Origin of the sequence: Rhizobium leguminosarum (genome assembly GCF_001679785.1) — a bacterium.
Classification (GTDB): Bacteria; Pseudomonadota; Alphaproteobacteria; order Rhizobiales; family Rhizobiaceae; genus Rhizobium; species Rhizobium leguminosarum_R.
In genome coordinates this window covers 185,850-200,111 of record NZ_CP016289.1, presented here as the reverse complement: position 1 = coordinate 200,111, position 14,262 = coordinate 185,850, and the positions used below count along the sequence as shown (strand labels likewise).

The 14,262-nt window shown below is 61.7% G+C and carries 15 protein-coding genes and 1 pseudogene; 9 read left to right on the top strand and 7 right to left on the bottom strand.

Annotated elements, in window-relative coordinates:
- Positions 1–43 precede the first annotated feature (43 nt).
- Positions 44–718, top strand: coding sequence for a GntR family transcriptional regulator (locus tag BA011_RS32505; RefSeq protein ID WP_064246803.1), 675 nt, complete (start codon positions 44–46; stop codon positions 716–718).
- 8 nt (positions 719–726) lie between these two features.
- On the opposite strand, the pseudogene BA011_RS32500 reads toward BA011_RS32505, so the two are convergent.
- A pseudogene (locus BA011_RS32500) lies at positions 727–2,623 on the bottom strand (bifunctional sugar phosphate isomerase/epimerase/4-hydroxyphenylpyruvate dioxygenase family protein).
- A 247-nt stretch (positions 2,624–2,870) separates the two neighbouring features.
- Here BA011_RS32500 and BA011_RS32495 point away from each other — a divergent pair.
- The 7 genes from BA011_RS32495 to BA011_RS32465 all read left to right on the top strand — a co-directional run bounded on the left by BA011_RS32495 (position 2,871) and on the right by BA011_RS32465 (position 8,547).
- Positions 2,871–3,701, top strand: coding sequence for a transporter substrate-binding domain-containing protein (locus BA011_RS32495; RefSeq protein ID WP_065283898.1), 831 nt, complete (start codon positions 2,871–2,873; stop codon positions 3,699–3,701).
- Between the two features lie 285 nt (positions 3,702–3,986).
- A complete protein-coding gene (locus BA011_RS32490; protein ID WP_065283897.1) occupies positions 3,987–4,430 on the top strand; it encodes a type II 3-dehydroquinate dehydratase in 444 nt (147 codons plus the stop codon).
- 31 nt (positions 4,431–4,461) lie between these two features.
- A complete protein-coding gene (locus BA011_RS32485; RefSeq protein WP_017991876.1) occupies positions 4,462–5,130 on the top strand; it encodes an amino acid ABC transporter permease in 669 nt (222 codons plus the stop codon).
- Positions 5,131–5,140: 10 nt separating this feature from the next.
- Entirely contained in the window at positions 5,141–5,782 is a 642-nt protein-coding gene (locus tag BA011_RS32480) for an amino acid ABC transporter permease (protein WP_065283896.1), read from the top strand.
- 53 nt (positions 5,783–5,835) lie between these two features.
- Positions 5,836–6,600 (top strand): amino acid ABC transporter ATP-binding protein, encoded by a 765-nt coding sequence (locus tag BA011_RS32475; RefSeq protein WP_025397739.1) that lies wholly within the window; start codon positions 5,836–5,838, stop codon positions 6,598–6,600.
- 44 nt (positions 6,601–6,644) lie between these two features.
- On the top strand, positions 6,645–7,712 hold the full coding sequence (locus BA011_RS32470; RefSeq protein ID WP_065283895.1) for a Gfo/Idh/MocA family protein: 1,068 nt from the start codon (positions 6,645–6,647) through the stop codon (positions 7,710–7,712).
- Between the two features lie 4 nt (positions 7,713–7,716).
- Positions 7,717–8,547, top strand: coding sequence for a shikimate dehydrogenase family protein (locus BA011_RS32465; protein WP_065283894.1), 831 nt, complete (start codon positions 7,717–7,719; stop codon positions 8,545–8,547).
- A 57-nt stretch (positions 8,548–8,604) separates the two neighbouring features.
- On the opposite strand, the gene BA011_RS32460 is transcribed toward BA011_RS32465, so the two are convergent.
- From BA011_RS32460 to pcaD, 6 genes are all read right to left on the bottom strand, one after another.
- On the bottom strand, positions 8,605–9,372 hold the full coding sequence (locus BA011_RS32460) for an SDR family oxidoreductase (RefSeq protein ID WP_065284165.1): 768 nt from the start codon (positions 9,370–9,372) through the stop codon (positions 8,605–8,607).
- Between the two features lie 67 nt (positions 9,373–9,439).
- On the bottom strand, positions 9,440–10,486 hold the full coding sequence (locus tag BA011_RS32455) for a 3-carboxy-cis,cis-muconate cycloisomerase (protein WP_065283893.1): 1,047 nt from the start codon (positions 10,484–10,486) through the stop codon (positions 9,440–9,442).
- Positions 10,487–10,656: 170 nt separating this feature from the next.
- Positions 10,657–11,268 (bottom strand): protocatechuate 3,4-dioxygenase subunit alpha, encoded by a 612-nt coding sequence (pcaG, locus tag BA011_RS32450; RefSeq protein ID WP_065283892.1) that lies wholly within the window; start codon positions 11,266–11,268, stop codon positions 10,657–10,659.
- A gap of 2 nt (positions 11,269–11,270) precedes the next feature.
- Entirely contained in the window at positions 11,271–12,020 is a 750-nt protein-coding gene (pcaH, locus tag BA011_RS32445; RefSeq protein WP_020052959.1) for a protocatechuate 3,4-dioxygenase subunit beta, read from the bottom strand.
- A 9-nt stretch (positions 12,021–12,029) separates the two neighbouring features.
- Positions 12,030–12,434, bottom strand: coding sequence for a 4-carboxymuconolactone decarboxylase (gene pcaC / locus BA011_RS32440; RefSeq protein ID WP_065283891.1), 405 nt, complete (start codon positions 12,432–12,434; stop codon positions 12,030–12,032).
- Positions 12,431–13,240, bottom strand: coding sequence for a 3-oxoadipate enol-lactonase (gene pcaD, locus BA011_RS32435; protein WP_065283890.1), 810 nt, complete (start codon positions 13,238–13,240; stop codon positions 12,431–12,433). Before pcaD ends, pcaC begins: the two co-directional genes overlap by 4 nt.
- 95 nt (positions 13,241–13,335) lie before the next feature.
- Here pcaD and pcaQ point away from each other — a divergent pair, with 95 nt between their 5' ends.
- Positions 13,336–14,256, top strand: a complete 921-nt coding sequence (pcaQ, locus tag BA011_RS32430) for a pca operon transcription factor PcaQ (protein WP_065283889.1) — start codon at positions 13,336–13,338, stop codon at positions 14,254–14,256.
- The last annotated feature ends 6 nt before the right edge of the window (positions 14,257–14,262 follow it).

Here is a 14,262-nt window from a genome sequence, read left to right as displayed (position 1 = left end):
TAGGTTCACCAACTCAGACATTTCGGCGAAACCAGGAAAAGCCATGCTCAAGCAAGTCCATGACCCGGCTGAAACAGTAAGCGATGTCGTCTTCCGGCAGATTCGCGAGGATATTATATCCGGGACATTGCCGCCGGGGGCCAAGATCAAGCTGGAGCAGGCAAAAGAACGTTACTCCATCGGCATCTCATCGCTCCGCGAAATCCTGAGCCGCCTGACCACGGAAAACCTCGTTGTCGCCGAGGGGCAGCGTGGTTTCGAAGTCAGCCCCGCTTCGCGCCGCGAGCTCCTCGAGCTCGCCGACCTCAGGATCGTTCTTGAGACACATGCGATCGGCCTTGCCTTCGCTGCCGGAAATCTTGAATGGGAGGGGCGCATCGTCGCCGCCCATCACAGGCTGGCTGCCGCGGAACGCAAGCTTCTCGCGGGCGATGTCTCGCGGACCGTCGATTGGGTCCGATACGACTGGGAGTTTCATCAGGCGATCGTCTCGGCCTGCAATTCAGCGACGCTGATGGCAACATTGTCGTCTGTCTTCGACCGCTTTCTTCGCTACCATATGCTGGCCGAGAGTTTTCGCGGCAAGCCTGTGGTGGATGACCATAGGCTTCTGTTTGAGCTTTCCATTCAGCGCGACGTCGCTGGTGCGACCGACGTCGTCAGACGGCACGTTCAAAGCGGCGTCGAACATGTGCTGAAGAGCGGCCGCATTCTCTGAGCAGGGTCTCAAAATGCGTCTTTCGGAATTCCCTCCGGTCGCATCTGTTTCTTCAGGGCGGCGATGCGGAAAATTGCGTTCGGCGCGCCGTAGCCGCGGTAGCCGCGGCGCTCGACGATCTCGAAAAAGAAACCCTCTCCATAGGTTCCGCTATAGAGCTGGAAATATTCACCATGCTCGTCGCGGTCATAGAGGATGTTCTCCGCCTTCAGCCGCTCGGTCAATGCGGGATCGAGGCCGAAGCGTGCTTCGACGTCGTCATAGTAGTTCGGCGAAATGTGCAGTGATCTGAAACCGCAAACACGAAGGCTTTCGGCGGTTGCAAAGATGTCGTCGGTCAAAAACGCCAGATGCTGTATGCCGGCCCCGAATTTCTCGGCAATGAAATGTCCCGCCAGAGTGCGGCGATTCTCGGCGCCGTTCATGGTAATGCGCAGCGCCCCGGTGTCGTTCTCGACGACTTGACTGCGCACCACCCCGGCCGGATCGATGATATCGACCATCGGGGTCTTCCGCGTCTCGAAAATGGACGTGTAGAACAGCAGCCAAGTGAGCATTTCATCGTAGCCGACCGTCTGGGCGACGTGATCAATGCGCAAAAGGCCCGCGGACGGCGCGTCGCTGTCGTCGGTGACCGGCTGAAAGTCGATTTCGGAGAAGCGACCCAATGCGCTCTTGTCGTCGATGAGGTAGACGATCCCGCCTCCGACACCGCGGACGGCAGGCAGCTCCAGCTCACCGTCTGCGACAGGCTGGGTGAATGGCTCGGCATCCAAGGCGAGCGCCCGCTCATAGGCCTTGGCCGCATCGTCGACGATCAGGGCCATGGCATAGGCAAAAGTACCGTGAACGGCGTAGGCCGCGTTCGCGAATCCTGCCTGATCGACATTGACGAGGATGCGGATCTCGCCTTGCTCGAAAAGCGAGACCTTCTTCGTGCGGTGGATTGCCGTCCTTTTGAATCCGAGGGTGCGCAGCAATGCAACCAGCTCGACTTCATCCTGTTCGTCCGTGGCGAACTCGACGAAGCCGACACCCTTGACGGAAGGCCTTTCCGGCATCGCCGCTCCGGTCATGCTTCCGATGCCGAGATGGCGCCGTACCTGGTCGCCAAGATAGAGCAGCGAGCGGTGGCCATCGGCCGCGATCGCACGCGACAAACCGCCTCGAAACTGGTCGTTGAAGATCTCCAGGGAGAAATACCCGTCATAACCTGTCGCTGCGACGGCGTTCGGTGAACGCCGTCACGGGAAGGTCGCCTTCACCCGGCATGTTTCGGAAGTGACGGCTCCAGTAGAGCAGGTCCATGTCGATATCAGGGGCATCGGCGAGCTGGACGATGAAGATCTTCTCCTTCGGAATCGAGCGGATCGAATTGACGTCGATCTTGCGCGACAAAGTGTGAAAGCTGTCGAGGATAAGACCGACATTCGGATGATCGGCGCGACGGACGATCTCCCAGGCGTCGCGGTGGTCGCTGATATGGCGACCCCAGGCAAGCGCCTCGTAGCCCACCCTCAGTCCACGCCTGGCGGCACGCTCGCCGAGTTCATGAAAGTCCGCCGCCGCCCGGTCGATGCCGCCGATAGCGGCCGGCGAGACGTTGGAGCAGACGAGCACAAGATCCGTTCCAAGCTGCTGCATCACGTCGAACTTCCGTTCCGCGCGGTCAAACGTGCGGCTTCGCAGCGGCTCCGGCATGCCTTCGAAATCACGAAATGGCTGAAACAGGGTGATCTCCAGGCCATAGTCGCGGACGAGTTTTCCGACATCGGCCGGGCTTCCGTCGAAGGCGAGGAAATCATTTTCGAAGATCTCGACGCCGTCGAAGCCCGCTCGGGCGATCGCCTCGAGCTTCTCCGGCAGTTCGCCGCTGATCGTTACAGTCGCAATCGAGGTCCTCATGTCAAAGCCCTTCCGATATCCCTGCGAGATTTAAACGAGCGCCGAACGCCACGATGCGTCCTGGAAATCGCTCGATACTATTATGGCAAATGTCGTGAGGAATTCAAATAGCGTGTCTTATTATAAATTCTCATATGATTTTGAAAAACTCTGTTGATTTGAGTGCTCGTCTCTGGCAATCATTCCTCTCACAGTCAAAGGTGAGGTGGCTGTCCGGTCGAGTGACCGCCAAAGGAGGAGGAATCACATGTTCAAATCTATGCTGACGCGCCGAAACGCGATGCTCGGAGCCGCGGCCCTTGTGGCTGCCGTCACCCTGGCGCAACCGGCCGCCGCCATCACGCCTGATGAAATCAAGGCTCGCGGCAAGATCATCGTCGGAATTCAGGGTGACAACCCGCCCTGGGGCTTCGTGACCAGCGGCGGCAAACAGGACGGCCTCGACGCCGACATCGCAACGCTGTTTGCCAAGGAACTGGGTGTTTCGGTCGAGTTCGTGCCGCTTGAAGTCAACAACCGCATTCCCGCACTGACGGCCGGCCGCGTCGACGTTCTGTTCGCGACGATGGCGATGCTGCCGGATCGCGCGAAGGCCGTGCAGTTCAGCAAGCCCTATGTCGCCAATGCCATCGTTCTGATTGGTCCGAAATCGGCTGAGATCAAGAAGAATGACGACATGGCCAAGTTCACGGTCGGCGTCGCCAAGGGTGCAGCCCAGGACACGCAGGTCACCAAGAACGCACCGCCGAGCACGACCATCCGGCGCTATGATGGAGACGCCGCGAGCGTCCAGGCCCTGGTGTCCGGCCAGGTCGAGACACTTGGCGGCAACATTTTCTACATGGACCGGGTGGAGAAGGCCCGTCCGGGCGAATTCGAAAACAAGCTTGAATTCCAGAAGCTCTACAACGGTGCCTGCACCCGTCTCGGCGAAAAGGAAATCAATGCGGCGCTCAACACCTTCATCGACAAGATCAAGGCCAACGGCGAACTCAAGGCAGTCTACGACAAGTGGATGAAGGTTCCGGTCCCGCAATTCCCGGAAACGCTGGAAGGCATTCCGTTCGCGGCGAACTGAGCGAACGGCCAAGGATAGCTGCCCCTCACCCTAACCCTCTCCCCGTAAAAACGGGGAGAGGGGACGTGCCCCGCGAGGGGTGCGTGAGGGACGGAGAGGTTGCAGCTTGTCCCTTCTCCCCGCCTGCGGGGAGAAGGTGGCGGCAGCCGGATGAGGGGCAGGCGGCGATCGCCTTGGGGCGGGGATTTTGACGTCCAGACGAAGCCTTTACCAATGAAGGCGGGCAGCCATGCCCGGCAACGCAACCGCCATGCTTAAGGCTCTGCCCGCATCCAGGAGCGCGATATGACCAAACCAATCTTTGTGCTCAACGGGCCGAACCTCAATCTTCTCGGTCAGCGCGAGCCGGCGATCTATGGAACCACGACGCTGGCCGACATCAGGAAACGGTGCGTGACCAAGGCAAAAGCCCTGGGATTCGACGTCGAGTTTCGGCAGACCAATTTCGAGGGCGAACTGGTCGAGAGCGTGCACCAGGCCCGGACCGACGCCTGTGGCATCATCATCAATCCTGCCGGCTACACGTTCACATCGATCGCTCTTCTCGATGCGCTGAAAATGTTCGACCCGCCGAAGATCGAACTGCACATCTCCAATGTCCATGCGCGCGAAAACATCTACCATAATTCGCTGATCTCGCGCGTTGCCACGGCCATCATGATCGGTTTTGGAGCCGACGGCTACGAACTCGCCGTCCAGGCGATGGCTGGAATGGTCAAGCGGGACTGAATTCTCGGGAAGACGGACCAGAAGGATCGCCATGAATTATAAGTTGGATTTCACCCCGGTCATAGATGGCCTGCCGAGCCTTCTGCTCGGCTGCCTCGGGACGTTCTTGCTTGCCATTTGTGGGATGCTGCTGGCAATCATCATCGGAATTGGCGGGGTTGCGCTCCGCGACTCCGCGCTGAAGCCGGCGCGATGGCTGGTCATCGCCTTCGTCGAATTGATCCGCAACACGCCGTTTCTGGTCCAGATCTTCTTCATCTACTTCGCGCTTCCGCTGACAGGCATCAGGCTGGATCCGACGCCGACGGCGATTATCGCACTCGGCATCAATGGCGGCGCCTACGCGATCGAGATCATTCGCGGCGGCGTCCAGTCGATCCCGAAGGGACAGATGGAAGCGGGTCTGGCGCTTGGTCTGCACAAGGCTCAGGTCTTCCGGCTGATCATCCTCAAGCCGGCATTGCGGGCGATCTATCCGTCTTTGACCAGCCAGTTCGTCCTGTTGACGCTGACCACCAGCATTGCATCGGCGATTTCGGCCTACGAGCTGACGTCCGTTTCGCAGCGTATCGAGTCGGAGAGCTTCCGGAGCTTCGAGGTCTACTTCACCGTCACGGTTTTCTATTTCGTGATCTCCTGGCTGATGATGCGCATCTTCGCGCTGTTTTCGGCGCGCTACTTCAAATATCCGGTCAAGTAGGAGGAATTCCATGGGTCACGAAGAATTCGTCTTCCTCCTGATCGGCCTGAAATGGACCGTTGTCCTGTCCGCTGTAGGCTTTGTCTGCGGTGGCATCGCAGGGCTCGGCGTCGCCCTTGCCCGTGCCTCGGGCATGCCGCTGCTGGAACGCGTCACGGCCGGTTATATCGCCGTCTTCCAGGGAACCCCGCTACTGATGCAGCTTTTCGTCGTCTATTACGGCCTGGCACTGGTGGGGCTGATGCTCGATGCCTGGGTGGCCGTCGCCATCGGACTGACGCTGCACGCCAGTGCCTATCTCGGCGAGATCTGGCGCGGATCGATCGAAGCGGTTCCGCGCGGCCAGACGGAAGCGGCAAAGGCTCTCAGCCTCAGATACATCTCGCGCATGAAGGATGTCATCCTGCCGCAGGCGCTGCGCATTTCGCTGCCCGCCACGATAGGTTTCCTCGTGCAGTTGATCAAAGGCACCTCGCTTGCATCGATCGTCGGCTTCACCGAGCTGACGCGGGCCGGCAACATCATCTCCAACCAGATCTTCCAACCGCTGACGGTCTTCGGCATCGTCGGCATTCTCTATTTCCTGATGTGCTGCCCACTGACGATTCTTGGCGCCCGCCTCGAACGAAAGTTTGCCGCCTCTGCGCGCTGATCCGCATCCCTCGTCCTCGACGCGGTCCAGTCCGCCATATGGAGTTTCTACCGATGACCAGTCCCAGTCCCGCTCAAGGCGCGGAAACCATGATCACCATGGAGCGGGTGGAGAAGTGGTATGGCGCTTTTCAAGCCCTGCACGACATCAACATATCGGTTCGCAGCGGCGAGAGGATCGTCTTGTGCGGGCCCTCCGGCAGCGGCAAGTCGACGCTCATTCGCTGCATTAACCATCTCGAGACCTACGAGAAGGGTGAAATCCGCGTCGGCGGGATTCTTCTCGGCAATCAGGCCAAGACCATCGATGCGATCCGTCGTGAGGTCGGTATGGTCTTCCAGCAGTTCAATCTGTTTCCGCATCTGACCGTGCTGCAGAATTGCATGCTGGCGCCGATGAAGGCCGTCGGCGTCGGCAAGGCGGAGGCCGAGGAACGGGCACGCGGGCTGCTTGAGCGGGTCAAGATCCTGGAGCAGGCCGACAAATATCCGGTGCAACTTTCTGGTGGCCAGCAGCAGCGCGTGGCAATCGCGCGCGCGCTTTGCATGCGGCCGAAAGTGATGCTGTTCGATGAACCGACGTCGGCGCTCGATCCGGAGATGGTCAAGGAGGTGCTGGATACGATGATCGCGCTGGCCGACGAGGGCATGACGATGATCTGCGTCACGCATGAAATGGGCTTTGCCCGCCAGGTCGCCGATCGCGTGATCTTCATGGCCAGCGGCGCGATCGTCGAGGAAGCCCCGCCCGCCGAGTTCTTCACAAACCCGCAGCATGAGCGAACCAGGAAATTCCTCGGAGAAATCCTGCGGAAGTAAGGCGTCTCAAGGTCGATGCGTCTGGGAAATTATGGGAGCCGGCAATGAAGCCGCTAGAGATTGCAGTCATGGGAGCCGGCCTCATCGGCAGGCGCCACGTCGAGCGTGTCATGTCCGAGCCCGGAACCGTTCTCTCGGCGGTGATCGATCCTTCCGCCGCCGGTCGCGACTTTGCCGAGACTGTCGGCGCCCGATGGTACCGGAGCTTTTCGGACATTCGCGTCGAGGACAGGCCTGACGGCGTCATCGTGGCAACGCCGAACCAGCTTCACGTCGAGAACGGAATGGAGATCGTCGCTGCTGATATCCCTGTCCTGATCGAGAAGCCGATCGCCGACGATGTCGATGCTGCAGCAGCACTCGTTGTCGCCGGCGAGAAGGCAGGCATACCGCTGCTGGTCGGTCATCACAGACGCCACAATCCGATGATCCAGGCGGTCAAACAGATCGTCGACGGCGGAAGGCTTGGCCGGATCGTCACGGTGCACGGCACGTTCTGGGTCGCCAAGCCCGACGACTATTTCGATATCCCCTGGCGGCGCGAAGCGGGCGCCGGCCCGGTCTTCGTCAACCTGATCCACGATGTCGACCTCTTCCGATATCTCTTCGGCGAGGTCGACGCCGTCCATGCGATGGAATCGCACGCCGTACGGAACCATGCCGTCGAGGATACAGCCGTCGTCACGCTGCGGTTTGCAAGCGGGGTGTTTGCCACCCTCAACGGCAGTGACGCCGTGGCCGCGCCCTGGAGCTGGGAGATGACCACCGGGGAGAATCCCGCTTTTCCCCGTTACGATCAATTCTGCTACCAGATCGGCGGCACCAAGGGTTCGCTCGGAATTCCCGATTTGACGCTTTGGACGAGCCCTTCGAGGCCCGACTGGCTGGAGCAGCTTGCCCAGGAGCGGGTGCCCTACGCAGCCGCCGATCCCCTTTGCGTTCAGCTCAGACATTTTTGCGACGTCATTCGTGGCGATGCCACGCCTCTGGTGAGTGGCCGGGAGGGCCTTGCTACTCTCAGGGTCGTCGAAGCGATCAAGAGATCGGCGCGCTGGGGGCAGATGATCCACCTCTCCAACGCCAGCGCCTCTTCCGATCCCCAGAAAGTCTGACCACATGATCACCGGGACGACCAAACTCATCGCGCACCTCGGCTATCCGACGGAGTCCTTCAAGGCGCCGCTGATCTACAATCCGTACTTCGAGGAGAACGGAATTGATGCCGTCGTCGTGCCGATGGGCTGCAGGCCGGAGGACTATCCGGCGTTTATGAAGCTTCTGTTCCGGCTATCCAATATCCACGGTGCTCTGATCACGATGCCGCACAAGATTTCGACGATGGCGCTGCTCGACGAAACGTCGACCAATGCGAAAGTCGCCGGCTCGTGCAATGCGGTGCGTCTCGGTTCGGACGGCAGGCTGATCGGTGACATGTTCGATGGCGAGGGCTTCGTTCGCGGCGTATTGCGCAAGGGTAAAAAGGTTGAAGGCGCCCATGCGCTCATTGCGGGCGCCGGCGGCGTCGGCTCGGCGATCGCCGCGTCGTTGGCACAGGCGGGCGTGGAGCATCTCGCGATCTTCGACGCCAACGAGACGACCGCGACCGCGCTGCTGGACAGGCTGAAGAAATATTATCCGCAGCTTGAAGTGACGGTCGGCTCCACCGATCCGGAAGGCTTCGACATCGTCGTCAATGCGACACCTCTCGGAATGCGACGGGGTGACCCGCTGCCGATCGATATCGACCGCATCTCCCCATCGACCTTCGTCGGCGAAGTCGTGATGACGAAGGAGATAACCCCTTTTCTCGATGCTGTGCGGGCGCGCGGCTGTGCATTTCAGGTTGGCACCGACATGTTGTTCGAACAGATCCCCGCCTATCTCGAATTCTTCGAATTCCCGACAACGACGGCCGACAATCTGCGGGCGATCGCCAAACTCGGATGATGCGACTTCAAAGCATGATGCCGAAAAGCGTGAGTGGTTTTCGGACGACATCCTGTACTAGAGCGAAGCGGTGATGCCGCCGTCGACCGTCAGCATGTGGCCGTTGACGAAGGATGATGCGTCCGAAGCCAGGAAGACGGCGGCGCCGACGAGCTCCTTGACCTCGCCCCAGCGGCCGGCCGGCGTGCGGGTTTCCAGCCAGCCGGAAAACTTCGGATCGTCGACAAGCGCCTGGTTGAGCGGCGTGCGGAAATAGCCGGGCGCGATCGCATTGACCTGCAGGCCATATTTCGCCCAGTCGGTCGCCATGCCGCGCGTGAGGTTCTTCACCGCGCCCTTGGTCGCGGTGTAGGGCGCGATGCCGGGACGGGCGAGTTCGGCCTGGACGGAGGCAATGTTGATGATCTTGCCGCGGCCGCGAGCAATCATCGCCTGGGCGACCGGCTGGCTGACATAGAACAGGCTGGAGACGTTGGTCTTGAAGATCTCGTCCCATTTGTCGACCGGGAAGTTCTCCAGCGGTGTGCGGAACTGCATGCCGGCATTGTTGACAAGGATATCGATCGGGCCGATTTCCGCCTCGATATAGGCGATGGCGGTGCGGCTCGCCTCCGCATCGGTGACGTCGAACGCGGCGCTGACGGCATGGCGATGGCTGCGACGGATATCCTCGGCGGCGGCCTCCGCCTTCTGCGCGTTGCGGCCGTTGATGATGATCGAGGCGCCATGCTCGGCAAGCCCGACCGCCAATGCGCGGCCGATGCCCTGGCTGGAGCCGGTGACGAGAGCGCGGCGGCCGGAGAGGTCAAAAAGGGGAAAGGTCACGAGATTGCTCCTGATTTCATTGCACTTTGCATAGCCGGTTTCCGGCATGAGATGCAAAGGCGCTGAATCAGGTCGTTCCAAGCCTCTTGATATTCCCCGTCAGCTCCTTCGCCAGTCGCAGGCTGGCGGCGGTTGCCATCGTCATTTGCGGCAGCAGCAGCCATTCGAGGGTCCAGGCTGCGCCAGAACGCTCCTGTTCGTGCACGAGAGACTGATGGATGCCCGATAGGAGACTGGCGTTGAAGCGGGCGAGCGAGACCAAGACCTCGGCGGAAACGGGGTTCTGCTTGTGCGCCATCGCCGATGAAGTGCCGCCGCCTGAGATTTCGATCTCGTCGCCGGCCTGGGCAAGCAGCGCGATATCCTGCCCCATCTTGCCGAGACTGCCCGATATCGACGCGAACAGGCCGGCGATATCGGCGATCGGCAGACGCCCGCTCTGCCATTGCGGTGCATCGGTGAGGCCGAGTTCCTGCGCGAGCGAGGCCCGGATGGCCGCGGCCTGCGAACCGAGCTTGTCCAGCGTGCCGGCCGCGCCCCCGAACTGAACGGGAAAACCCTGCTCGGTCAGGCGGTCGCGATAGGTCGCCAGCGGCTCCCGCCACGCACGGAGGCGGTCGGAGACGGTGATCGGGATCGCCGCCTGCATGCGGGTGTGGCCCATCAGCTGGTTCCGGCCGAACTGGCCGTCGAGCGCATCGAGCCCTGCGGAGATGGTGGAAAGCCGGCCGGCAAACAGGAAGACGACGGCCTTCAGGCGGATCATCAGGCTGGTATCGATGACATCCTGGCTGGTCGCGCCGAGATGCAGGCTTTTTGCCGCTTCCTCGCCGACATCGGTACGCAGCTGCTTGATGAGGTCGGGAACGACGACGCCGTCCCTTGCCGTTGCCGATCGAAGACTGGAGACCTCGGGTGAGAAGGCGGCGCAGGTGTCAGCGATGCGCCTTGCGGCTTCGGCGGGAATGAGGCCATGAGCGGCTTCAGCCTTGGCGAGCGCGGCCTCGAAGGAGAGCATGGCCCGGATATCCGCCTCGCCGGAGAAATAGGGCGCGATTTCGTCGTCGCCGAGCAGGCCGGAGAGGAAAGGATGGTCGAAGGGCGAAGCGGTCATGATCGTCTCGGTTTGTGGTGGTGGCCCTCATCCGGCTGCCGCCGCCTTCTCCCCGCTGAAGGGGCTCGAGGCGGCGTCCGCGCTTCATGGGCGGGTGATCTCGTACGGCACATCCCCTCGGACGCTACCCGCACATCACCGCCCCAGCAAGCCGATCGCGACGCCGGCCTTCAGATATCGAGAAACACCGTTTCCTTAGGACCCTGCAGATGGATGTCGAAATGACAGGTCGCGCCGTCGCGGGTGGCGACCATCGTTGCGACGCGCTCGCGATGTTCGATGCGGGAAAGCAGCGGGTCGGCGGCGTTGGCCTCCGTCTCCTCCGGAAAATACATGCGCGTATGCAGGCCGATATTGATGCCGCGAGCGACGATCCAGAAGGTGATGTGCGGGGCTTGTCTGCGGCCGTCCTTGAAGGGGACGCGGCCGGGCTTGACCGTCTCGAAGCTGTAGACGCCGTCCTCGGCACGGGTCGGGCAGCGGCCCCAGCCGGTGAAATTGGGATCGGCAGCACCGCGCATTTCCGACGGGCTGTTGTAGAGCCCGGCGCTGTCGGCCTGCCAGATCTCGATGACCGCATCGCGCACCAATGCGCCGGCACCGTCGAAGATCCGGCCGGTGATGGTGATACGCTCGCCGAGCGTTTTGTCGTTGACCATCGCGATGCCGAGATCGCTGTCGTAGACACCCGAGATGTCGCAGAAATTCGGCGTCAGGCCGATATGGACATAGGGCCCCGCCGTCTGCGACGGGGTTTCCTTGAGGTAGCCGAGCTGCTGCATGGTCAGTTGCCCTCCAATTTGTTTTCGAACATCGTCGAGCGGCGGCCGCGCAGCACGATATCGAATTTATAGGCGCGCGAATCCATCGGGATGGTGTTGCCCCAGTCGAGCGGCGCGATCAGTTGCTCGATCGCCGCTCTGTCGGGAATGGTGCCGACGATCGGACATTTCCAGATCATCGGATCGCCTTCGAAATACATCTGGGTGATCAGGCGCTGGGCAAAGCCATGGCCGAAGATCGAGAAATGAATATGGGCGGGACGCCAGTCGTTGATGCCGTTCGGCCAGGGATAGGCGCCGGGGCGGACGGTGCGGAAATGGTAGCGGCCATCCTCGTCGGTGATGGCGCGGCCGCAGCCGCCGAAATTCGGGTCGATCGCGGCGAGATAGGTTTCCTTCTTGTGGCGATAGCGACCGCCGGCATTGGCCTGCCAGAACTCGACCAAGGCGCCGGCAACCGGCCTGGCGCGCTCGTCGAGCACGCGGCCATGGACGATGATGCGCTCGCCAATCGCGCTTTCGCCGGGCTGCGCGTAGTTCAGGATCAGGTCGTTGTCGAGTTCGCCGATCATCGAATGGCCGAAGACTGGGCCGGTGGTCTCGGAAATCGTGCCGTCGAGCGAGAGCAGCGCGCGCTGCGGCGCGCGCAGGACGGAGGTCTTGTAGCCAGGCGTCAGCGCCGGCGCATGCCAGGCGCGGTCGCGGGCGAAGAAGCCGCCGGTCTCGGGCTTGCGGTTCGGTCGTTCGGACATGTTCCTCCCTCAGGCCGCCTTTTCGGCGTCCATCTGTTCAAAAGCCTGCTTTGCGATCTTGATCGCGTGATTGGCCGCGGGAACACCGGCATAGATCGCAACATGCAGCAGCGCCTCGCGGATATCCTCGCGGGTCGCGCCCGTATTGGCTGTGGCGCGCACATGCATGGCGACCTCGTCGTCCTGGCCAAGCGCGGCAAGCAGAGCGATCGTGATGATCGAACGCTCGCGCTTCGTCAGCGCCGGGCGCGACCAGACATGGCCCCAGGCGGCTTCGGTGATCAGCTCCTGGAAGGGGCGGTCGAACTCCGTCGATGTGGCGGCGGCGCGGTCGACATGGGCGTCACCGAGCACGGCGCGGCGGGTCGCCATGCCCTGGCGATAGCGCTCGGAAGGGGACGCGGTTTCGTTCATGGGCTGACTTCTCCAGGCGGAATGGATGTGAGGAAGGCGCGGATGATCGCCGTCAGCGCCTCCGGCTGCTCGACGCAGGGAATGTGCGCGCAACTAGGGATGACCTCGTAGCGAGCGCCTGATATCAGCTTCGCGGTCGAAAGCACGAGATCGGGCGGCGTTGAGCCATCCTGGTCGCCGACGATGCAGATCGTCGGGACATTGATCGTCTTTGCGACCTCGGTGAAATCGGCATCGCGGATCGCGGCGCAGGCGGCGACATAGCCCTCGACGGGCTGGCGCGTCAGCATGTTGCAATAGCCGGCATAGGCGGTGCTCTCGGGCCGGCGGAAGGCAGGCGTGAACCAGCGCTCCATGACCGCGTCGACGATGCTGCCGATGCCGTTTTGCTCGACGGCGGCGATGCGGGCGTTCCAGCTCTCCGCCGTGCCGATCTTGTGGGCGGTGTCACAGAGGATGAGCGCGCGGATCAGATCCGGCCGGCGATGATAGAGCGACTGGGCGATGAGGCCGCCGACGGAGAGGCCGCAGATGACGGCATCCTTGACCGACAGCAGATCGAGCAGGCCGGCGAGATCCGTCGCATGGTCCTCGATCGATGAGGGAAGCTGGCCGACATCGGAAAGGCCGTGGCCGCGCTTGTCGTAAAGCACGATGGCAAATTCACCGGCAAGCCGCACCACGACGTCGCGCCAGATGCGGAAATCCGTGCCCAGCGAATTGGTAAAGACGATCACCGGCCTGTCGGCAGGGGCACCAATGATCTGATAATGGATCGTCACGTCGTTTATGCGGGCGAATTGCACGTCACTCTCCTCCTGAATGGTGAAATTGACTGGTTGATCCGGTTAAGTAAAATGATATTTATTGGCGTTTCGATAACCCTGGAGTTATGCGAGCGATGATCGACAGCCGCGTCAAGTTCCGCCATCTGCAAACCTTTGTCGAGGTGGCGCGGCAGAAGAGCGTCATGAAGGCCGCCGAATTGCTGCATGTCAGCCAGCCGGCGGTCACCAAGACGATCCGCGAACTGGAACAGGTGCTGGGTGTCGATGTTTTCGAGCGCGACGGCCGCGGCATCAAGATCACCCGCTACGGCGAGGTCTTCCTGCGGCACGCCGGCGCCGCGCTGACGGCGCTGCGCCAGGGCCTCGATTCCGTCTCGCAGGAGCAGTTCGCCGATGCGCCGCCGATCCGGATCGGCGCGCTGCCGACGGTGTCATCGCGCATCATGCCGCGGGCGATGGAACTCTTCCTCAAGGAAAAGACCTGGAGCCGGGTGAAGATCGTCACCGGCGAGAACGCGGTGCTGCTGGAACAGCTTCACGTCGGTGATCTCGACCTCGTCGTCGGACGTCTGGCCGGCGCCGAGAAGATGGCGGGCTTTTCCTTCGAGCATCTTTATTCCGAGCAGGTGGTGTTTGCCGTGCGCGCCGGCCATCCGCTGCTCGACGGCCGGCAATCGCTGTTTGCCGGCTTCGGCAACTATACGGTGCTGATGCCGACGCGGGGTTCGATCATCCGGCCGGTTGTCGAAAATTTCCTCATCGCCAACGGCGTCTCCAGCCTGCCGAACCAGATCGAGACGGTGTCGGATTCGTTCGGCCGCGCTTTCCTCAGGGCAAGCGATGCGATCTGGATCATTTCCAACGGCGTCGTGGCCAACGATGTCGCCGACGGGCGGCTGGCGCTTCTGCCGGTCGATACCGGCGAGACCAAGGGGCCTGTCGGGTTGACGATGCGCGCCGATGCCGTGCCGTCTCTGCCGCAATCGATCCTGATGCAGACGATCCGGGAGGCGGCAAGCGAGGCGGTCCTTTAAATTCGC